The 19,932-nt window shown below is 70.0% G+C and carries 18 protein-coding genes; 4 read left to right on the forward strand and 14 right to left on the reverse strand.

Going from position 1 to position 19,932, the window contains the following annotated elements; all coding sequences use genetic code 11:
• Positions 1-22: 22 nt before the first annotated feature.
• Positions 23-676, reverse strand: coding sequence for a COG1361 family protein (locus KK087_RS06050; RefSeq protein ID WP_214564546.1), 654 nt, complete (start codon positions 674-676; stop codon positions 23-25).
• Positions 677-847: 171 nt separating this feature from the next.
• Between KK087_RS06050 and KK087_RS17615 the strand changes: the two genes are divergently transcribed.
• Positions 848-1,306: a MarR family winged helix-turn-helix transcriptional regulator gene (locus KK087_RS17615; RefSeq protein WP_307860004.1), complete on the forward strand. Its 459-nt coding sequence runs from the start codon at positions 848-850 to the stop codon at positions 1,304-1,306.
• A gap of 24 nt (positions 1,307-1,330) precedes the next feature.
• On the opposite strand, the gene KK087_RS06060 is transcribed toward KK087_RS17615, so the two are convergent.
• The 13 genes from KK087_RS06060 to KK087_RS06120 all read right to left on the reverse strand — a co-directional run bounded on the left by KK087_RS06060 (position 1,331) and on the right by KK087_RS06120 (position 14,091).
• Positions 1,331-2,293 carry an NAD-dependent epimerase/dehydratase family protein gene (locus KK087_RS06060; protein WP_214564547.1) on the reverse strand — a complete coding sequence of 321 codons (963 nt, stop codon included), beginning with the start codon at positions 2,291-2,293 and terminating at the stop codon, positions 1,331-1,333.
• Positions 2,294-2,342: 49 nt separating this feature from the next.
• Entirely contained in the window at positions 2,343-2,903 is a 561-nt protein-coding gene (locus KK087_RS06065; RefSeq protein ID WP_250892929.1) for an MOSC domain-containing protein, read from the reverse strand.
• Between the two features lie 47 nt (positions 2,904-2,950).
• Positions 2,951-3,370, reverse strand: coding sequence for a DoxX family protein (locus KK087_RS06070; protein ID WP_214543820.1), 420 nt, complete (start codon positions 3,368-3,370; stop codon positions 2,951-2,953).
• A 49-nt stretch (positions 3,371-3,419) separates the two neighbouring features.
• A complete protein-coding gene (locus KK087_RS06075; RefSeq protein ID WP_214564548.1) occupies positions 3,420-3,878 on the reverse strand; it encodes a hypothetical protein in 459 nt (152 codons plus the stop codon).
• 195 nt (positions 3,879-4,073) lie between these two features.
• On the reverse strand, positions 4,074-4,910 hold the full coding sequence (locus KK087_RS06080; protein ID WP_214543818.1) for an alpha/beta fold hydrolase: 837 nt from the start codon (positions 4,908-4,910) through the stop codon (positions 4,074-4,076).
• Positions 4,911-4,957: 47 nt separating this feature from the next.
• A complete protein-coding gene (locus KK087_RS06085; RefSeq protein WP_214529324.1) occupies positions 4,958-5,674 on the reverse strand; it encodes an alpha/beta fold hydrolase in 717 nt (238 codons plus the stop codon).
• Positions 5,675-5,812: 138 nt separating this feature from the next.
• A complete protein-coding gene (locus KK087_RS06090) occupies positions 5,813-8,584 on the reverse strand; it encodes a helix-turn-helix transcriptional regulator (RefSeq protein ID WP_250900889.1) in 2,772 nt (923 codons plus the stop codon).
• 116 nt (positions 8,585-8,700) lie between these two features.
• Complete coding sequence (dnaB, locus tag KK087_RS06095) at positions 8,701-10,065, reverse strand: replicative DNA helicase (RefSeq protein ID WP_031260130.1); 1,365 nt, start codon at positions 10,063-10,065, stop codon at positions 8,701-8,703.
• 568 nt (positions 10,066-10,633) lie between these two features.
• Complete coding sequence (gene rplI / locus KK087_RS06100) at positions 10,634-11,086, reverse strand: 50S ribosomal protein L9 (protein WP_027466901.1); 453 nt, start codon at positions 11,084-11,086, stop codon at positions 10,634-10,636.
• Positions 11,087-11,100: 14 nt separating this feature from the next.
• Positions 11,101-11,358, reverse strand: coding sequence for a 30S ribosomal protein S18 (rpsR, locus tag KK087_RS06105; RefSeq protein ID WP_017887834.1), 258 nt, complete (start codon positions 11,356-11,358; stop codon positions 11,101-11,103).
• A gap of 100 nt (positions 11,359-11,458) precedes the next feature.
• The gene (locus KK087_RS06110) at positions 11,459-12,034 is read right to left on the reverse strand and encodes a single-stranded DNA-binding protein (RefSeq protein WP_214564550.1); all 576 of its coding nucleotides are present in this window, start codon (positions 12,032-12,034) and stop codon (positions 11,459-11,461) included.
• 3 nt (positions 12,035-12,037) lie between these two features.
• A complete protein-coding gene (gene rpsF / locus KK087_RS06115) occupies positions 12,038-12,421 on the reverse strand; it encodes a 30S ribosomal protein S6 (protein ID WP_027466903.1) in 384 nt (127 codons plus the stop codon).
• 161 nt (positions 12,422-12,582) lie between these two features.
• Positions 12,583-14,091, reverse strand: coding sequence for a CCA tRNA nucleotidyltransferase (locus tag KK087_RS06120; protein WP_250900881.1), 1,509 nt, complete (start codon positions 14,089-14,091; stop codon positions 12,583-12,585).
• Positions 14,092-14,224: 133 nt separating this feature from the next.
• Here KK087_RS06120 and KK087_RS17315 point away from each other — a divergent pair, with 133 nt between their 5' ends.
• The 3 genes from KK087_RS17315 to trxA all read left to right on the forward strand — a co-directional run bounded on the left by KK087_RS17315 (position 14,225) and on the right by trxA (position 19,832).
• The gene (locus KK087_RS17315; RefSeq protein ID WP_250900882.1) at positions 14,225-18,337 is read left to right on the forward strand and encodes a DUF6049 family protein; all 4,113 of its coding nucleotides are present in this window, start codon (positions 14,225-14,227) and stop codon (positions 18,335-18,337) included.
• Positions 18,338-18,431: 94 nt separating this feature from the next.
• A complete protein-coding gene (gene trxB, locus KK087_RS06130; RefSeq protein WP_214564552.1) occupies positions 18,432-19,430 on the forward strand; it encodes a thioredoxin-disulfide reductase in 999 nt (332 codons plus the stop codon).
• A 75-nt stretch (positions 19,431-19,505) separates the two neighbouring features.
• A complete protein-coding gene (gene trxA, locus KK087_RS06135) occupies positions 19,506-19,832 on the forward strand; it encodes a thioredoxin (protein WP_017887828.1) in 327 nt (108 codons plus the stop codon).
• Positions 19,833-19,932: the final 100 nt, after the last annotated feature.

Here is a 19,932-nt window from a genome sequence, read left to right on the forward strand (position 1 = left end):
GGGTGATGGGGGTGGGGGTGGATCAGGCCGTGAACGTCCAGGTCATCGGGACCGAGGCGGCGAGGCCCTGGTAGGTGTTGCCGGCCGCGGAGTCGAGGGTCACCGCGAAGTTGAAGGGGACGCTCGCGCCGGCGGTCGGGGCCTGCGGCATCGTGAAGGCCGATGCAGCAGCGCCCTTGAAGCTGGCGAGGGTGCCGCTGAACACGGTGGTCGAGCCGGAGGTGATGACGAGGTTCATCTTGGCGCAGAGGTCGGTCGCGGTGCCGTTGGCCGAACCGTTCGCCGACTGGGTGCAGGTGGCGCCCGGGTTGAGCGTGAAGGTGCTGGCGTTCGCGGTCCCGGTGTTCTTGATCGAGATCGCGGTGTTGACCGTGTTGCCCGGGGTCATCGTCGTGCTGCCGCCGAACTTGTTGATCGTCGAGCAGGTCGCCGAGTTCGTCGAGACCGAACCGCCGTCGGTGCTGAGGCAGGTGACGGTCGCGCCGGCGTTCTGCTCCTGCATGATCAGCGTGCCGCTGCCGGCGGTGTTGCTGCTGTTGGTGATGCTCGCGGCGAACCCGGAGAGGGTGCCCGTGAGCGAGAGGGAGAGCAGGACGGCGGCGAAGATGCCGGCGAGGAGTGCCACGGGGGCGAAGCGGATCCGCTTCAGTGCGGAGGTGCGGGGCTTGGTGGACACGGGGTACCTCTTCGTTCGGTGGTGTTCTGGAAGTCTGGGAAGCAAGACCTTGGGCTGTTTTGCTTCAATGATTAAGATAGTCATCGGTTGACCAAGTTGGCCACTCGTATACTTGCCCCAGTACGGGGGACGCCCTTGTCCCCCCATCACCCGACACGGAAGCAGGCCCTCGTGGCAGCAGCAGGAAGCGGCGACGACGCAGCCGATCTGATGGCCGCGTTCACCGCCGTCGTGCGCGCGAACGCGAGCCTGGTGAGTCAGCTGAGCGCCCGTGCCGGTGTGCACGAGAACGCGCTGCGGGCCCTCGTGCTCATCAGTGACACCGGGTACTCCACCCCGACCGAGGTCGCCGGGTACCTGGGGCTGACCTCGGGCGCGGTGACGAACATGATCGATCGGATGAGCACGGCCGGTCTGCTCGAGCGCGCGCCGAACCCGGCAGATCGCCGGGGCTCACTGCTGCGGCTGCTGCCCCCGGGCGATGTCGTCGTGTCGGACTACCGGGAGCGGTACGCCGCGATGCTCCGGTCCGTCGACGGTGCCCACAGCGGGGAACTGCACGAAGTGCTCAACGACCTGGCGACGAGTCTGTACGAGCAGGCTGCCGCAGCGGTCGACGCCGCGTCCTGACCCGCCGGTTCTGCTGCTCGTTCGCTACCGGACGGTGGCGAGGACCGCGCGTTCCGCTGCCGCGGTGAGGCCGGCACGGCGTTCCCGATCCGTCCCGCGCGCACGCTCGTCCTCGAGCATCCGCACGACCGTGTCCCGGAGGGGTCGGGTCACGCCGCCGGCATCGGCGAACGCCAGCGTGGAGCGCTGTGCGAATCCGCCCTCGGACACCGGGATCCACAGGGGGAGCGACGTGGGTCCGGCCCAGTAGGCCACGTCGTGCGCGAGCAGGACGTCGTCTTCCGCCGCGACGAGCTCGTCGTCGAACCCGGTGACCTCGGCCACGCACCGGAAGAACTCCTGCATCCGAATCGGCGCACCCACGGCGTTGACCGTGCCGACGAACCCGTCGCGCCCGGCCCGGACGAGCCAGGCTGCGAGGTCCGCGACGTCGATCACCTGGACGAACCGCTCCGCCGTCGTCGGCACGAGCACCGGCCCACCGCGGTCGAATCGTGCCGGCCAGTACCCGAACCGGTCACTGGGGTCGCCCGGCCCGGCGATCAACCCGGGGCGCGCGATGCACAGCCGTGAACCGAGGCGGAGCCGGGTGGCCCGTTCGGCGAGGACCTTCGCGTCGGCGAAGGCGGACGGGTCCGTCGGCTCCACCAGCCGGGCGGACTCGTCGGCGCCCGGTTCGTCGTTGTCCGCGTAGACGGAGACCGTGGACACCAGCGTCCAGTGCGCGGCGCGGTCGGCGAGGGCGTCGAGCGCCGGGGCGACGAGTCCGGGGGCGTGGGCGAGCTCGATGACCTCGTCCCAGTCGCCGGTGGCCGGTTCGTAGGCACCTGGCAGACTGCGATCCGCCTGGATGAAGCGCGCCCCCTCGGGGACGCTGCCGGTGGTGCCCCTGGCGACGCAGCTGACGTCGGCGCCCTCGGCCAACAGCTCGCCGACGATCGCTCGTCCGAGCCAACCGGTTCCGCCGAGCACCAGGACGCGTCGCATGGGATCAGTCAACCGGGTCGGTGCCGGTCGTGCGCGGTCCTGGCGTCGTTCACACGGGCTGGAGCGGTCGCTGTTCGCCGTCGGGGAGCTCGACCCGGATGCGGTCGCCGGGCCGGACCGTGCCGCCGGTGAGCACGACGCTCATCACCCCGCCCTTGCGCTCGACGGTGCCGTCCTCGGCGCGGCCGAGCACCGCGCGGAGCAGCCCCGGCTCGAAGCCGTTGATCTGCTGGCACGGGTTGCGCAGCCCGGTGACCCGGACGGAGGCGTCGTCACCGAGGTGCAGGACCGCACCCTCGGGCAGCCCGAGCAGGTCGATCCCGCTGGTCGTGACGTTCTCGCCCATCTGGCCCGGCTCGACGCTGAACCCGGCCTCGGCGACCTCGGCGAAGAGCTCGGCGTGGAGCAGGTGGACCTGCCGCAGGTTCGGCTGCGACGGGTCACGGGCGACCCGGGAGCGGTGCTGCACGGTCGTGCCGGCGTGGGCATCACCCTCGATGCCCCACCCCGCCACGAGCGTCACCGCGTCGACCAACGGCTTGCTGAACCGGTGCTCGCCGTCCTTGCTGACCGCGACCACACGCGGCTGGTCCATGTCGTCCCCGCTCATGGGGCCGATTCTGCCCCATGGTCGCGGCGGCGCGTATGTCCTGTGGTTCAGCGGCGCTTGCGCAGGGCGTTCGTCGCCCAGAGCGAGACGGCGATGAGCACGGGCTGGAACAGCAGGCGGACGAAGCGCTTGGTGTCGGTGTCCAGGCCGAACCCGTCGCGGTGGTGCATCCACTGCGCGATGTTGCCGGGGAAGACCGCGAGGAAGAACACCGCCACGACCCACCCGACGGTCACCTGTCGACGCGCCAGGAGCATCAGCGCAGCGCCGAGTGAGATCTCGACCACGCCGGACGCGATCACCGTGACGTCGGTCGGTAGCGGCACGAACTTCGGCACCTGCGCCTGGAACTCCTCGCGCGCCACCGTGAGGTGACTGATGCCGGCCCAGGTCAGCATGGCTCCGAACAGGATGCGGACGATGGTCCGGGGGCGGGTGGAGCGGACTGCGGGGGTGCGGGATGCCATCGGGATGGTGCCTTTCTCGGTCGGGTCGGGTGGAGTGGGTGGTCCGGCGTCAGCGGCTGCGGAGGATCCCGCGGCGTCGAGCGACCTCGAACGTCACCGCGGCAGCAGCGGCGCCGATGGTGAGGAGCCGGGCGACCGGACGGCCGCGCGTCGACGAGACCAGATGCAGCCCACCGGCGAGCGCGAGTGCCGCAGCGGCGCCGGTCGAGGTCGACACCGAGTCGTCGTCGAGATCGACCGCGAACCGCGTCCCGCCGAGCGCGGTCGCCGCGATGGCGGAGCCGGTCCCGATCAGGTCGCTTCCGGGTGCACGGCGGACCGCAGCGGCGGCGAGGCCGAGTCCGGACACGACCTGCAGGGCCGGGACGCCGAGTGCGTGCGGGACGCCCGGCTCGAACCCGCGGCGGCGCATCCGCTCGGCTCGTGCGCGCAGGGGAGCCCGACGAGTCGTGCCGGTGCCGTGTGCGATGAGCAGGACACCGGTCACGAGGTCGATCCAGCCGGTCATTTTCACGTTGCACTCCATTAGGTTGTGCACAACCTAACACGTCGTCTCGTCCGCCAGCATCGAACGGTGCGCACTTCACACCGGAGTGACGGACTGGAGGCGCGGTGCAGGTGAGTCCGTCGACTCACCTGCACCGCGCCTCCAGTCAGGATCGTTGCGTCCGCAACGTGCGCGACGTCAGCCGCGTCTGCAGCGTCAGCCGCGGATGAACGCGAGGATGTCCGGGTTGATGACGTCCGCGTGGGTCGTCAGCATGCCGTGCGGGTACCCCTCGTAGATCTTCAGGGTCGAGTCGGCCAGGAGCTCGGCCTGCTTCAGCGCGGCGTCCTGGTACGGCACGACCTGGTCGTCGTCGCCCTGCAGGACGAGGACGGGCACCGTGATCGCGCGCAGGTCGTCGGTCTGGTCCGTCTCGGAGAACGCCTTGATGCCCTCGTAGTGCGCGACGGCGCTGCCCGTCATGCCCTGACGCCACCAGTTCGCGATGACCGGCTCCGACGGCGTCACACCGTCACGGTTGAAGCCGTAGAACGGACCAGACGCGACGGCCTGGAAGAACTCAGCACGGTTGGCGGCGAGTGCCTGGCGGAAGCCGTCGAAGACCGAGATGTCGGTGCCCTCGGGGTTCGCGTCGGTCTTCACCATCAGCGGCGGCACGGCGGACACGAGGACCGCCTTGGCGACGCGGCCCTGGGGCTGCCCGTACCGGGCGACGTAGCGGGCGACCTGGCCACCGCCGGTGGAGTGGCCGATGTGGACGGCGTCGTGCAGGTCGAGGTGCTCGACCACTGCGGACACGTCGCTGGCGTAGTGGTCCATGTCGTGGCCGGTGCCGATCTGCGACGAACGACCGTGGCCGCGTCGGTCGGTCGCGATGACCCGGAAGCCCTCGGCCAGGAAGTACAGCATCTGCGCGTCCCAGTCGTCCGAGGACAGCGGCCAGCCGTGGTGGAAGACGATCGGCTGCGCGTCGGCGTTGCCCCAGTCCTTGAAGTAGATCTCTGCACCGTCGTCGGTGGTCACGTAACCCATGGTTGCTCTCCTGTGGCTGTTGTGCGGTTGTGGTGGTCGGTGGGTGGTCAGTCGAGTTCGGCGATGGCGTCGGTGATGAACGCCGCGACCTCGGTGGGGTGCGTCTGCATCACCAGGTGCGGACCGTCGATCTCGATCACCTTGCGGACACCGGCGCGCTGGTAGCCGAAGCGCTCGACGTCCGGGTTGATGGTGTGGTCGGCGCTGGAGACGATGCCCCAGGACGGCTTGGTCTTCCACGCCGCGACGGATGCGGGCTCACCGAACGCGACGGCGGACAGCGGACGCTGCGAGACCGCGAGCACCGCGGCCTCCTCGTCGTCGAGGCCGCCCGCGAAGACGGCGGGGAAGGCATCGACGGCGACGGAGACGTCGGTGCCGGGCTCGGCGCCGTCGACGGGGTAGGGCGCGTAGACGAGGTTCGCGGCGAGGTCGCTGTCGGGGAACCCGCCCTGGAGGGCGCCGAGGCTCTCGCCTTCCTCGAGTGCGTACGCCGCGACGAAGACGAGGCCGACGACGTTCTCGGCGACGCCGGCGACGGTGAGGACCGCGCCGCCGTAGGAGTGCCCGGCCAGCAGGACCGGTCCGTCGATCTGCTCGACGAAGGACTTGATGTAGGCCGCGTCGCCGGACAGGCTGCGGTTGAACACCGGCGGGACGAGGACCCTGTGGCCCTGTTCGAGGAGGAGCTTCGTGACGGGCGCCCAGCTGGCGGCGTCGGCGAAGGCTCCGTGGACGAGGACGATGGTGGGGGATCCGGTCACGGTGCGGTCCTTCCTGGGCCGCAGCCGGCGCCACGGACCTGCGTCGGTCGTGGGAGCGTGTGCTCCCGTCCGAGACGCTAGGGGCGGGGACCAACGGTGCACATCGGTCGTGGTGACCGAGATGTGCCGTCGTGTGACCTAGTCGGCGGCCGCTGTCGCTTCGGTCGCTGCTGTCGCTGCTGTCGCTTTGGTCGCCGCTGTCGCCTCGGGCGCCAGGACAGACGGCAACTGCTGCCGGGTCGAGACGCCGAGCTTCTGGAACGCCGCGTACAGGTGGGCGCCCACCGTCCGGGGCGAGACGAAGAGGTGTTCGCCGATGGCGCGGTTGCTCAGGCCCTGGGCTGCGAGCGTGCAGACGCGGAGTTCCTGCGGGGTGAGCAGCTCGATGCTGCGCTGCCCGGTCGTCGGCAGGCGCTCGCCCGTGGCACGGATGGCCTCCCGCGTCCGCTCTTCCCAGGTCGGAGCAGGCATCTCCTCGAACAGGTCCAGGGCGGCGTGCAGGACGGCGCGCGCGGTGGTGTTGCGGTTCAGACGACGCAGACGGCGACCGAGTCGGAGGAGCGCTCGGGCCTGCACGTACGGGATCGGCCAACGCTCGTGCTGCAGGGTCGCCCAGGTCGCCTCGAGGTCGTCGTCGGGGAGGAGCGCGGTCCGGGCGTAGTCCACGGCGGCCCGCACCATGGGGGCGTGCCAGCGTGCGTGGAGCCGCTCGAGTTCCCGCAGCCGCTGCTCGGCGTCCGCCCGGTTGCCGGTCTCCAGTGCGGCGTCGACGTAGTCGTGGGAGGTCAGCACGGCGAAGGACGGGTTGAAGGCGTCGTCGTCGGGCTCGAACAGGCGTCGCAGGGGTCCGAGCGCGTCCGCTGCCCGGCCGGAGAGCAGGTGCGCCAACCCCGTCGCACCGAGGAGGGTGGCGCGCATCGCACTCGAACGGAGCACCTGCGCGCCGGCGGCGGTCCCGCCGGCGATCCGCTCGGCGTCGGGGTACTCGCCCTCGAGCGCATCGAACCAGGCGAGCGCGCACCGTGCCGCTGTGGAGAAGCCCGCGTCGCCGAGGTCACGGCCGAGGGATGCGGCCTGTTCCGCGAGGACCCGGGCCCTGGCGACGTCGCCGGCCAGGTAGGTGGTCATGGAGGTCCCCATGAGCGCCTGCGGGAACGTCCGCAGCTCGCCGCGCGCCCGCATGCTCGCGAGGGCACGATCGAGCAGGACACGGGCCGTGTCGATCTCGCCCACCAGGTTGAGTGCGTAGCCGAGGAGCCACGCCGACGCTTCGTCCTGGGCAGTCGGCGCCGCTGCCAGCGCGAGTTCCCGGACACGATCGCCACGCGCCACCGGTTCGGTCCGGGCCGCGAGCAGGAGCGACCGCGGGTCGTCCTCGGGCAGCGCGAGGGCTTCGACGACGACGAGCATCGGGTCGCCCGGGTCCGCTTCGGAGGTGTGGTCCCACGCGAGCGCGGCGAGGTGCAGCAGTGCGTCGGTGGCGTGCTCGACGGCACCGGCCGCCTGCATCTCGGAGACGGCGTGGAGCGCCGGACCGAGGTCGCCGACAGCCAGGCCAGTCCGCCCGGTGGGGAGGGTCTCGGCGATCCACGCCGCGCGCGCAGCACGCAGCCGGTCGGGTGCCTCGTCGCGGGCTCGCTGCACCAGCAGCGACGCCTCGGACGTCCGGCCTGACAGTCCGGCGAGTTCCGCAGCGACGATGCGCCGCTCGACACGGCCGACCACGTCCGAGGTCAGTTCGGCGGCACGCTCGTAGGCCCGGCTCGCGACGAAGGTGTCGGACATCGCGGTCCGTCCCGCACCGAGCGCGGCGATCTCGTCGGCGAGGGGATCGTCGTGTCCGGTGGCGAGCTCGGCGCGCCACCAGATCGTCCGCGCCGGGTCGTCCTGGTGTTCGAGCACGAGCGACCGCAGCACCGCGGTGCGTTCCGACGGCGACGCCGCCAGGAGGACGGCCGACTGCACGAGTGGGTGCCGGAACCGGATCGCACGCGGTGGGACCCACTCGAGGAGCGACGACGCCGAGGCCTGCTCCGTCCAGGTCGGCGTCGGGAACCGGCCGATGGCACGGGCAGCGACGCGGGCGGCCTCCTCGGGGCTGGTGCCGCCGGACAGCGCCACGGCGAGGATGGCCAACCGGACGGACTGGTCCAGCTCCGTGTACCGAGCGGCGAACTCCTGCTCGACCCGGCCCACGACCGGGCGTTCCCGCGTGCGGTCCACCGCCGCGGCCGACCGACCGAGCTCGTGCAGTGCGAGCGGGTTGCCCTCGGCGCGCAGCACGAGGTCGCGTCGAGCCTGCCCCGTGGGTGCTCCGGAGATCCCGTCGAGCAGTTCGTCGGCAGCCGGTTCGTCGAGGGGGCCGAGGTGCAGGCGCCGGATGCCCGGCGTCTCAACCATGCCGGTGTTCCGCGTCGTCATGACGATGACGACCGGGTCCTCACCGACACGACGGGCCATCATGCGGAGCGCCCACTCGGACGACGCATCCATCCAGTGCAGGTCCTCGGCGACGACCAGGAGCGGACGTTCGGCCGCGGCGTCGGAGAGCAACGTCAGCGCGGCGAGGCCGGCGAGCAGCGGCGACGGCTGCACTCCCGTCGCCACACCGAACGCGACGTCGAGCGCCCGTCGCTGCGGTGCCGGCAGGTTCGCGATGCCGGCGCGCAACGGGTACAGGAGCATGTGGAGCGCGGCGTACGGCTCCGCGGACTCCGCCAGGGTGCCGGTGGTCGTGATCGCTCGCACGCCACGGGTGTCCGCGTACTCGAGCAGGTCCGTGACGAGCGATGACTTGCCGATTCCCGCTTCGCCGTCGACCACGAACGCGGAGCCACCGTTGGCGACGTCGCCGACGGCATCCCGGAGGGCCGCGCGCTCCCGCTCACGCCCGATGACGGGCTGCACCATCGTCACGCCGTCAGTATGGCAGCGGCGATGCAACCGCAGGGCCCGCGCGTTGTCCGGTCCGCCGACGTTGGTGCCTGCCGGTCGTCGACCGGGGCCTGGCGGACGCCGACAGACGCCTACTGCGGCATGTCGACGAACCGCGAGAACATCCCGTGGAACGCCACGGTGATGGTGTCGGTCGGTCCGTTACGGTGCTTCGCCACGATCAGGTCCGCCTCACCCTGGCGCGGGTTGTCCTTCTCGTACGCCGACTCACGGTGCAGCAGGATGACCATGTCGGCGTCCTGCTCGATGGAGCCGGACTCACGCAGGTCGGAGATCGCCGGCTTCTTGTCGGCACGCTGCTCGGGTCCACGGTTCAGCTGCGACAGGGCGATGACGGGGACCTGGAGTTCCTTCGCCATCAGTTTGAGGGCACGCGAGAACTCGGAGACCTCCTGCTGGCGGCTCTCGACCTTCTTGCCCGAGGTCATCAGCTGCAGGTAGTCGATGACCACGAGCTTCAGGTTGTGCTGCTGCTTGAGTCGACGGCACTTGGCGCGGATCTCGACGAGCGTCATGTTGGGGGAGTCGTCGATGAAGAAGGGGGCGTCGTTGATGCGACCACGGGTCTGCGCGATGGTGGTCCAGTCGCGGGAGTCCACGGTGCCCTTGCGCATGTTCTGCAGCGGGACGCTGGTCTCGGCGGAGAGCAGACGCATCGCGATCTCGGCGCGACCCATCTCGAGCGAGAAGAACGCGGCCGTCTGGTCGTGCTTGATCGCGGCGGCGCGGCACAGGTCGAGCGCCAGCGTGGACTTGCCGAGGGCGGGTCGGGCGGCGACGATGATGAGCTGTCCGGGGTGGAAGCCGTTGGTCAGGCCGTCGAGCTGCGCGAACCCGGTCGGCACACCGGTCATCTGTCCGTCACGCCCCTTGGCAGCCTCGATCTCGTCGAGCGCGGCGGAGATGGCGTCGGTCAGCGGGACGTAGTCCTCGGTCTGCACACCACCGGCGACGTTGTAGACCTCGGCCTGCGCGCTGTTGACGAGGTCGGTGACTTCACCTTCCGACGCGTAGCCCATCTGCACGATGCGGGTGCCGGCGTCGACGAGGCGACGGAGGACAGCCTTCTCGGCGACGATGCCGGCGTAGTACCCGGCGTTCGCGGCGGTCGGCACCATGCTCGTGACGCTGTGCAGGTACTCGGCGCCGCCGGCGCGGGACAGCAGGCCGGTCTTGGTCAGCTCGTCGGTGACGGCGATGACGTCGGTGGGCTCACCGTGCGAGTAGAGCGAGAGGATCGCGTCGAAGATGACCTCGTGCTTGGGGACGTAGAAGTCCACGCCACGGGCGGTCTCGATGACGTCGGCGACGGCGTCCTTCGACAGGAGCATGCCGCCGATGGTCGACTGCTCCGCGAGCATGTCGTGCGGCGGGGTGCGTTCCATGCCGCGCTCCGCGTAGTCCTGCGGTGCGGGCTCAAGATGTGCGATCGACACACGCTCTCCTCTGTTGACGACACGGACCGGGACCGGCGGGACGACACCCACCGGCCGGAACCCGCACCCTGTTCCTACCCCCGGCGACCGACATCCCCGAGTCGCTGGCCCAAGGTACGACCCCAGAGTTATCCCCAACAAACGCCCCTGTGGATAACTCTGTGGAGAGGTTGCGGAACACGCCGGACAGCTGTGTGGACAACTGTGGAGGAGCCTGTGGAAAAAGGCCGGTACGAACACACTTTCGACCGATTGACCTGGGGTTTTCCGTTACACACCGTGTGTGGAAAAGTGGGGTTCAAGTACCCCTTGAAGGTTCTGATTTGACACGTTTCCACTGTGTAAAACGACTTGACAAGCACCCCTCCTGTGGGAAGAGTTCTCGGCCTGTTCCCAGCCAGCGCGACCCCGTCTGCACCGTAACCAGCCAGCCCGAGTCGAGCCGTGCCTCCCGGCCTGTGATCGTCTCGGCGACAGCCGTAGGACAAGCCGCGCGACCGCCCCTGGAACGCAACGACGGGCGGGCCTCCCGGAGGAGACCCGCCCGTCGTGGAGCGGAACGTCAGTGCTACTTGGCAGCGACGACCTTGAGCGAGATCACGGCAGTGATGTCCTCGCGCAGGCGCACGGTGGCCTCGTGGTCACCGACGGTCTTGATGGTCGCGGGGACCTCGACCTTGCGCTTGTCGAGCGAGCCGACGCCCTGCGCCTGGACGGCGTCAGCGACGTCGCCCGGACGGACGGAGCCGAACAGACGACCGTCCTTGCCGGCCTTGACCGACAGGGTGATGGTCGCGTTCTCGAGCTTCATCTTGAGGTCCTGTGCCTCTTCGATGGTGGCGAGCTCGCGCGCGGTACGCGCGGCACGGATCGACTCGACCTGCTTCTCGCCGCCCTTGGACCACGCGACAGCGAAGCCCTGGGGGATGAGGTAGTTGCGGGCGTAGCCGTTCTTGACGTCGACGACGTCACCAGCGGAACCGAGGCCGGAGACCTCGTGGGTGAGGATGAGCTTCGACATGGGTCGACCTCCGATCAGCGGCCGGAGCCGGCGTAGGGGAGGAGCGCCATCTCACGGGCGTTCTTCACGGCACGGGCGATGAGGCGCTGCTCCTGGACGGAGACGCCGGTGATGCGACGGGCGCGGATCTTTCCACGCTCCGAGATGAACTTGCGAAGGGTCGCAACGTCCTTGTAGTCGATGACGCCGACCTTGATCGACTTCGCGGGAGCAGCGTTCTTGCCGCCCTTGCCGCGAGGCTTCCGGCGGTCGCCGGTGCTCTTTCCAGCCATAGTGATTTGTCCTTAGAAGAAAAGTTGTGTGTCCGTCGGAACGCGGAGGATCAGTCCGGAACTCGCAGTTGCCGCTGTCAGGCGGCGCTGCGTGCTCCGATCAGAACGGGGTCTCGTCGTCGAAGTTGCCACCGGGGGTGCTCCACACGTCGTTCGACTGTGCGTTGCCGCCACCCTGCTGGCCACCCTGGGGGGACCAGGGCGCGTCCGACTGACCGCCGCCGTTGTTGTTCCAGTTGCCGCCGCCGTTGCCGTTGCCAGCGGGGGCGTTGCCGCCACCGCCGACCTGGCCACGACCGCCGCCACTGCCACCCGCGGCACGGGTGATCTGTGCGGTCGCGTAGCGGAGCGACGGGCCGATCTCGTCGACCTCGAGCTCGATGCTCGTGCGCTGCTGGCCCTCACGGTCCTGGTAGGAACGCTGACGCAGACGACCCTGCGCGATGACGCGCGAGCCCTTGGTCAGCGACCCCGCCACGTGCTCGGCGAACTCGCGCCACACACTCGCGCGGAGGAACAGCGCGTCGCCGTCCTTCCACTCGTTCGCCTGACGGTCGAACGTGCGAGGGGTCGACGCGATGGTGAAGTTCGCCACGGCGAGCCCGTTCTGCGTGTAGCGCAGCTCGGGGTCCGCGGTGAGGTTGCCCACCACCGTGATGACGGTTTCGCCGGCCACGGGTTACTCGGCGCTCGCGGTCGCGGTTGCGGAGGCGTTGGCGGCCTTGCGGGCCGCACGCGCCTCGTCACGCTGCTTCTGGGCGGCGACCTGCGCGATGCCCTCTTCAGCGCGGAGGACCTTCGTGCGGAGCACGGCCTCGGAGAGACCGAGCTGACGGTCGAGCTCCTTGGCGGCCTCGGGCGACGACGTGAAGTCGACGACGGCGTAGATGCCCTCGGACTTCTTCGCGATCTCGTAAGCGAGCCGGCGACGGCCCCAGACGTCCACGTTGTCGACGGTGCCACCCGCGTTGCGGATCACGGCCAGGAACTTGTCCAGGCTGGGAGCGACGGTGCGCTCATCGATCTCGGGGTCGAGGATCGCCATCAGTTCGTACTGGTGCATGCGGAACCCACCTCCTCTGGTCTCAGCGGCCCCGGGCGGTTCCCGGGGCAGGAGGGTTGATGCATGTGCCCCAGACCACGCAGGTGCGCGAGGGGCAACCTGGGTAGCCTACCGGACTGCCTGGAGGCGCGCCACCGGCCTGTGGAGAACGGTCGCGCCCGTCAGTCGGTCGCGTCTCGGGCGCTGGCCGCGCCGCCGGCGCTGGTGTCGCTTCTCGCGCTGGTCGCGCCACCGGCGCTGGTGTCGCCTCTGGCGGCCCACCACTCGCGCAGGCGCTCCTCGGCCGTCTCCGGTCCGAGGGGTCCTTCGTCCATCCGCGCCTCGAGCAGGAACCGGTAGGCCTCGCCCACGGCACGCCCCGGCGGGATCTCGAGGATCCGCATGATGTCGTCGCCCGTCAGGTCGGGACGGATCGACTCGAGTTCCTCCTGCGCCGACAGCACCCTGATGCGGTCCTCGAGGTCGTCGTACGCGAACGCCAGCCGGTCGGCCTTCCGCCGGTTCCGCGTCGTGACGTCGGAGCGGGTGAGCTCGTGGAGTCGCTCGAGCTGGTCCCCGGCGTCGCGGACGTACCGGCGGACGGCGGAGTCGGTCCAGGCGCCCTCGGTGTACCCGAAGAAGCGCAGGTGCAGCTCGATCAGCCGGGAGACCGCTGCGATGGTGTCGTTGTCGAAGCGCAGCGCACGGAGCCGCTTCTTCGCCATCTTCGACCCGACGAGGTCGTGGTGGTGGAAGCTCACGGCGCCGCCGGGCTCGAGCTTCCGGGTCGCCGGCTTGCCGATGTCGTGCAGCAGGGCCGCGAGGCGCAGCACGGTGTCCGGGGGATCGCCTGCGTGCCGCTCGGCCTCGTAGCCGATTGCCTGCTGCAGGACGGTGAGCGAGTGCTCGTAGACGTCCTTGTGGTGGTGGTGCTCGTCGATCTCCAGGCGCATCTCGGGCAGCTCCGGCAGGAACCGCTCGGCGAGCCCGGTGTCGACGAGCAGCCGGATGCCGGGGACCGGGTCGTCGGTGTTGAGCAGCTTGACCAGCTCGTCGCGCACACGCTCGGCGGAGACGATGTCGATCGACGCGACGAGTTCCTGCATCGCGGCCCGCACGTCGTCGTCGACGGTGAACCCGAGCTGGGACGTGAACCGTGCCGCACGCATCATCCGCAGGGGGTCGTCCCGGAACGAGACGATCGCCGTCTGGGGCGTTCGGAGCCGCGCGGCCAGCAGGTCCTCGACGCCGCCGTGCACGTCGACGAGCTCACGGGCCGGCAGTCGCAGCGCCATCGCGTTGACGGTGAAGTCGCGACGGAGCAGGTCGTCCTCGATGGTGTCGCCGAACGCGACCTCGGGCTTGCGGGTCTCGCCGTCGTAGACGTCGCTGCGGTACGTGGTGATCTCGACCTGCTCGCCGGCGACCCGCGCGGCGATGGTGCCGAACTGGCGGCCGACGTCCCACGTGGCGCTCGCGATCGGTTCGACGATGCGCAGGACGTCGTCGGGTCGCGCGTCGGTGGTGAAGTCGAGATCGGTCACCGGCCGGCCGAGGAACGCGTCACGGACGGGCCCGCCGACGAGGGCGAGTTCGTGTCCGGCGTCGGCGAAGGCCCGAGCGAGGAGGTCGACGGGCTCGGTGGCGGCGAGTGCGTCGAGTCGTTCGACGGCCTGGGCAACGGACTGCATGACGGTGTTCATCCTCCCAGATCGAGGCCCCGAGTTCTCCACAAGCCGCGCGCGCACGGGTCCTGTTCATGGTCGCGCCTCATACACTCGTGCTCGGCCCGAACCGACCCCGTGGCCCGCTCCCCGTATGCAGATGCTCCGCACCACGCTCGCCGCAGCCGCGTCGACCCTCGTCGCGCTCGGCCTGGTCGTCGCGCCCGTCACCACCGACCACGCCTCCGCCGCGACGGTGTCCGCGGCGAAGAGCCACGTCGCCGACCCGGCCGCGGCCGACGCGGGGAAGGCGACCATCTCGATCGCCCCCGCCAACCGCGGCATCGTCCAGCGCGACCAGGACCTCACCCTCTCGGTGACCGTCACGAACGACACCGACGCTGCTCTGCCGGCCGGCACGGCGGAGTTCGACATCTTCCGCTCTGTGAGCACGCGCGATGTCCTCGCGAGCTGGCTCAACGACACCACCACAACCGGTTACCTTGGCGCACCGATGGACTCCGTGGACATCCCGGCCATCCCGGCGCACCGTTCGGTCACCATCGACTCGGTCGACATCGTCTCCGGCAACGTCGCCCTCGGCGGGTACCCCTCCTTCGGCGCCCGACGCATCGCGGCCGAGTACACGGCGGGTGACGCCTTCGCCGTCGACCGGTCCGCGATCACCTGGTACCCGGACTTCGAACAGGCCCCGGTCAGCGTCTCCGTCGCGATGCCGGTGACCGTGCCGAAGTCCACCGACGGCATCCTCACCGCCCCCGTGCTCGCCGCCGCGACCTCGGTGGACGGCACGCTCACGCAGCAGCTCGACGCGGCAGAGGACCACAACGTCGCCGTCGCCGTCGACCCCCGCATCATCGCGTCGATCCGGATCCTCGGCGAGAACGCACCGTCGAGCGCGGTCACCTGGCTGCAGCGCCTCGAGTCCCTGCGCAACGAGACCTTCGCGCTGCCCTATGCCGACGCCGACGTCACGGGCCTCCGCCAGGCCGGGTCGGACGGCATCCTGTCGCCGATCTCCCTCGACCAGTCCGTGAAGGCCGAGAACTTCCCCGGCGCCGAGACCCCCGCGCCCACACCGACTGCCACGCCGGGGCAGACGTCGTCCCCCGGCAGCACCGAGGCCCCGAGCGACGACGCCACGACCGACGCCGGCACCGGCGAGGACGAAGCGCAGGAGACCCTCCCGACCACCGAGTCCCTGCTCGACTTCCCGTACTCGATGGACTCCATCGCCTGGCCGACCGAGGGCACGGTGTCCTCCGCCGACCTTCCGGCGCTGCAGCGCGCCGGCACGACGACCACGATCGTCTCGAGTGGCAACACCTCGGCCGGCGCCGACACCACGATCGCCGCGTCCGAGAAGATCGGCGACGACCACGTGCTCGTCTCCGACCAGTCGATGTCGTCGATGCTCCGCCGAGCCGCGACCGCCACCGACCGGCAGACCTGGTCGTCGACGATGTCCGAGCTCACCGCGACGCTGGCCACCTCGGCCCGTGCGGCCACCGCCACCGGGCCGATCCTGCTGACGCTCGGCCGCGAGTGGCCGTCCGACTCCGCACGGCTCAGCCAGGCACTGGACGCCCTCGAGAGCACGGCCTGGGTCGCCCCGTCCGACCTCTCCACCGCCTCGAACGCCGTGGCGGGGTCCCTCACGCTCGCCAGCGCCTCCACCGGTGACGCCCGCATCGATCAACTCGAACGGCTCGTGCAGGGCGAGCAGGGGCTCTCCGCCTTCGCCACGATCCTCACGGAGCCGAACGAACTCACCGCTCCGGCCCGCCTCCGGCTGCTCGCCCTCGCCTCGAACGCCTGGCGCGACGACGACCAGGGGCTCGCAGCCGCCGTCGAGGCACGCACGGCGGCCTGGGCGAAGAGCACCACCGAGGTCGGGATCGTCGACTCGAGCAGTCTCACCCTGCTCGGCGACCGGTCGTCCCTGCCGGTCTCGATCCGCAACAGTTCGCGGTACCCCGTCACGGTGCACCTCTCCGTACAACCGTCCAACTCGGCGCTCCGGGTCGTCCGCAACGACATCGTCGTCGAGATCCAGCCGGACTCATCCACCCGTGCCACCGTCCCCGTGCAGTCGGTCGCGAACGGCAAGGTCGAGCTGACGATGTCGCTCTCGAGCCCGACCGGTGTCGCCGTCGCCCAGCCCGCGACGGTCGAGCTGAACGTCCAGGCGCAGTGGGAGACGGTCATCACGGCCGTCGCCGCGATCGCCCTGATCGGCATCTTCGGCTTCGGCATCTTCCGCAGCATCCGCAAGCGCGCGCGGCGCCGCAACGGCGAGCTCGACGACGAGGACGACGACGACCCGAACCGCCCCCTGGCGGTCCAGCCGACGGTCGGGGGCGCGCAGGCGGCCACGACCCGGTCTGGAGGCACGGATCACCACCCCGACGCGGCCACCGCCTCCGCGATGGCCGCGTCCACCGCCGTCGCCCCTGCCGGCGGGTCCGCCGCGGCGACGGACCGCGACCCCCTGCAGGGCGCCATCGCGCGCGCCGGAGCCGAGACGGGCCTCCCGTCCGACGCCGCACGCAACACCGTCGCGGACGGCCGCGACGCCGAGGAGCCGACCATCAGCGCCAGCCAGCCCCAGCCCGACGTCGACGCCGAGCCGGTCGCCGAGCGCAGTCTCGGGCGGGCGAGCGCGATGCTCGCGGCCGGCACGATGGTCAGCCGCATCCTGGGCTTCGCCAAGACGTTCGTGCTGGCGTACGCGATCGGGCAGAACGCGAGCCCCTCGGCCAACGCCTTCGCGGTCGCGAACCAGCTGCCGAACAACATCTACGCGCTCATCGCCGGTGGCCTGCTGTCCGCGGTGCTCATCCCGCAGATCGTCCGCGCGATGAAGACCGGCGCGGACGGCGGGCAGGCGTACGTCAACAAGATCGTGACGCTCGGTGGCTCGGCGTTCATCGTCATCACCATCGTGGCGACAGCACTCGCGCCGCTGCTCGTGCGGCTGTACACCACGTCGTCCGACGCCAGGGGTCCGGCCGCGACCGACCTCGCCATCGCCTTCGCCTTCTGGTGCCTGCCGCAGATCCTCTTCTACGCGATGTACTCGCTGCTCGGTGAGGTGCTGAACGCCAAGCAGGTCTTCGGCCCCTTCACGTGGGCACCGCTGCTGAACAACGTCATCGCGATCGCCGGCCTCATCGTCTTCATCGCACTGTTCGGCAGCGGACGCAGCGACGTCGGCGAGTGGACGCCGACGAAGATCGCGGTGCTCGCCGGCAGCGCGTCGCTGGGCGTCTTCGCCCAGGCAGCGTTCCTGCCGTTCTTCTGGAAGCGCGCCGGACTGTCGTTCCGACCGGACTTCCGCTGGCGCGGGGTCGGTCTCAAGTCCACGGGGACCGCGGCCGGTTGGCTCTTCGCGATGATCCTCGTGACCCAGATCGCCGGCATCGTGCAGTCGACGGTCGCCTGGAAGGGGCAGGACGACGGGCCCGGCAACGCCGTGCTCGGCAACGCGTGGCTCATCTTCATGCTCCCGCACTCGATCATCACGGTCTCCATCGCGACGGCGTACTTCACCCGCATGAGCCACGACGCCGAGCGCGGTGACCTCGACGCGGTCCGACGGAACCTGTCGCTGTCCCTCCGCATCGTCGGGCTCTTCACCGTCTTCGCGTCGGTGGCACTGATCGTCGTCGCCGTGCCGTTCGGCCGCCTGTACGAGGGCACGTTCGAGAGCGCTCTGCAGGTCGGTGCCGTCCTCGTGGCCTACATGCCCGGACTGGTCCTGTTCAGCATGCTGTTCGTGATCCAGCGCGTCTTCTGGGCGATGCACGACCACCGGACGCCGTTCCTCATGCAGTGCATCCAGTCGGTGCTGTTCGTGATCGGTGCCCTCGCGGTGTCGACCTTCCCGACCTCGGTGATCGGCATCGGGGTCGCCGCCTGCACCACGATCGCGGGATCGGCACAGGCGATCGTCGCGCTCGTGCTCGTCCGCAGGCGACTCGGGAGCATCGAGGGGCCGGTCATCACCCGGTCGCACGTCCAGTTCGTGATCGCCGCGCTGATCTCCGGAGTCGTCGGGCTCCTCGTCGTGAACTTCTTCGGTGCGTTCTCGGAGGCCGGATTCGCGATGTCCGACCGGACCGGTGCCCTCATCACGATCATCCTGACCGGCGCCGCCATGGTGGCCGTGTACTTCGGGGCGCTCGTCGTCGCGAAGAACGGTGAGATCGGGAACGCCGTCCGGATGCTCCGCAGCAAGCTCGGCCGCTGAGCCGACCGCCGGCCCGGATCCTCACGGGCCGTGCGGAATGCCACGCCGGTACGATGGGTTGACCCGGTCAGACACAACGGAAGGGCAACCAGGCATGCGCCAGCTCATCATCATCGGTTCCGGCCCGGCCGGGTTCACCGCCGGCATCTACGCCGCGCGCGCAGAGCTCAAGCCGCTCATCGTCGCCTCCAGTGTCGAGACGGGCGGTGAACTCACCAAGACGACCGAGGTCGAGAACTTCCCGGGCTTCCCCGAGGGCATCCAGGGCCCCGACCTCATGATCAAGATGCAGGAACAGGCCGAGAAGTTCGGTGCCGAGGTCCTGTACGACGACGCCGTCTCCGTCGACCTCACCGGCAAGACCAAGAAGGTCACCGTCGGCTCCGGCGAGACGTACGAGGCCCTCGCGGTCATCTACGCGACCGGTTCGGCGTACCGCCACCTCGGTCTCGCCGACGAAGAGCGCCTGTCCGGTCACGGTGTCTCGTGGTGCGCGACCTGCGACGGCTTCTTCTTCCGTCAGAAGAACATCGCCGTCGTCGGCGGTGGCGACTCCGCGATGGAAGAGGCGACGTTCCTCACCCGCTTCGCCGACAAGGTGACGGTCATCCACCGCAAGGACTCCCTGCGTGCGTCGAAGATCATGCAGGACCGTGCGATGAACGACCCGAAGATCGAGTTCGCGTGGAACAAGGAGGTCACCGGGATCACGGGTGACTCCGCGGTCGAGGGCGTCACGCTCAAGGACACCGTGACGGGCGAGGAGTCCGAGCTCGCGCTGGACGGCCTGTTCATCGCGATCGGCAACGACCCGCGCACGCACCTGATCCACGGTCAGATCGACATCGCACCCGAGGGCACGATCGCCGTCCAGGGTCGCTCGTCGAAGACCAACCTCCCGGGTGTCTTCGCCGCGGGTGACGTCATCGACCCGACCTACCGCCAGGCCATCACTGCTGCCGGTTCGGGCACGGTCGCCGCGCTCGACGCCGAGAAGTACCTCGCCGATCTCGACGACGCACTGACGGACGAGGCCGAGGGTGTCACCCCGACCGAGCCCGCCATGGTCGACGTCATCGCAGCACGCGCCTGAGCGGACCAGCCCGCCTCGGAATACCACGACGGCATCGCCGTTGTACCCCCTGAACGACTTCTCGAAGGAGCACACATGTCCAACGCCAAGGCTGTCACCGACGCCACCTTCTCGGACGAGGTCCTCAAGTCCGACAAGACGATCCTCGTCGACTTCTGGGCCGAGTGGTGTGGCCCGTGTCGCGCGGTCTCGCCGATCCTCGACCAGATCGCCGAAGAGCACGCCGGCAAGATCGAGATCGTGAAGCTCAACGTGGACGACAACCCCCAGTCGGCCATGAACTACCAGATCACGTCGATCCCGGCGATGAAGGTCTTCAAGGGCGGCGAGGTCGTCAAGACCGTCATCGGCGCCAAGCCGAAGCCCGCGCTCGAGGCCGACCTCGCCGAGTTCCTCGCGTAGGTCGCCCCACAGGAAACGGCCCCGCTCTCCCCGGAGAGCGGGGCCGTTCTCGTCCGGAGCCACCGGATGACGATCGGCCCCGTCGCGGAACCCTGGTTCC

The sequence above is a fragment of the Curtobacterium aurantiacum genome, from assembly GCF_018598555.1.
Taxonomy (GTDB): domain Bacteria; phylum Actinomycetota; class Actinomycetes; order Actinomycetales; family Microbacteriaceae; genus Curtobacterium; species Curtobacterium aurantiacum.

Excerpts from the sequence above, each read along its gene's own strand:
- KK087_RS06090 (WP_250900889.1), bottom strand. The coding sequence starts at position 8,584 with ATGGTGCAGCCCGTCATCGGGCGTGAGCGGGAGCGCGCGGCCCTCCGG.
- KK087_RS06065 (WP_250892929.1), bottom strand. The coding sequence starts at position 2,903 with ATGAGCGGGGACGACATGGACCAGCCGCGTGTGGTCGCGGTCAGCAAG.
- rpsR (WP_017887834.1), bottom strand. The coding sequence starts at position 11,358 with ATGGCTGGAAAGAGCACCGGCGACCGCCGGAAGCCTCGCGGCAAGGGC.
- rpsF (WP_027466903.1), bottom strand. The coding sequence starts at position 12,421 with ATGCACCAGTACGAACTGATGGCGATCCTCGACCCCGAGATCGATGAG.
- KK087_RS06080 (WP_214543818.1), bottom strand. The coding sequence starts at position 4,910 with ATGGGTTACGTGACCACCGACGACGGTGCAGAGATCTACTTCAAGGAC.
- KK087_RS17315 (WP_250900882.1), top strand. The coding sequence starts at position 14,225 with ATGCTCCGCACCACGCTCGCCGCAGCCGCGTCGACCCTCGTCGCGCTC.
- KK087_RS06070 (WP_214543820.1), bottom strand. The coding sequence starts at position 3,370 with ATGGCATCCCGCACCCCCGCAGTCCGCTCCACCCGCCCCCGGACCATC.
- KK087_RS06120 (WP_250900881.1), bottom strand. The coding sequence starts at position 14,091 with ATGCAGTCCGTTGCCCAGGCCGTCGAACGACTCGACGCACTCGCCGCC.
- rplI (WP_027466901.1), bottom strand. The coding sequence starts at position 11,086 with ATGTCGAAGCTCATCCTCACCCACGAGGTCTCCGGCCTCGGTTCCGCT.
- KK087_RS06060 (WP_214564547.1), bottom strand. The coding sequence starts at position 2,293 with ATGCGACGCGTCCTGGTGCTCGGCGGAACCGGTTGGCTCGGACGAGCG.
- trxA (WP_017887828.1), top strand. The coding sequence starts at position 19,506 with ATGTCCAACGCCAAGGCTGTCACCGACGCCACCTTCTCGGACGAGGTC.
- trxB (WP_214564552.1), top strand. The coding sequence starts at position 18,432 with ATGCGCCAGCTCATCATCATCGGTTCCGGCCCGGCCGGGTTCACCGCC.
- KK087_RS06075 (WP_214564548.1), bottom strand. The coding sequence starts at position 3,878 with ATGACCGGCTGGATCGACCTCGTGACCGGTGTCCTGCTCATCGCACAC.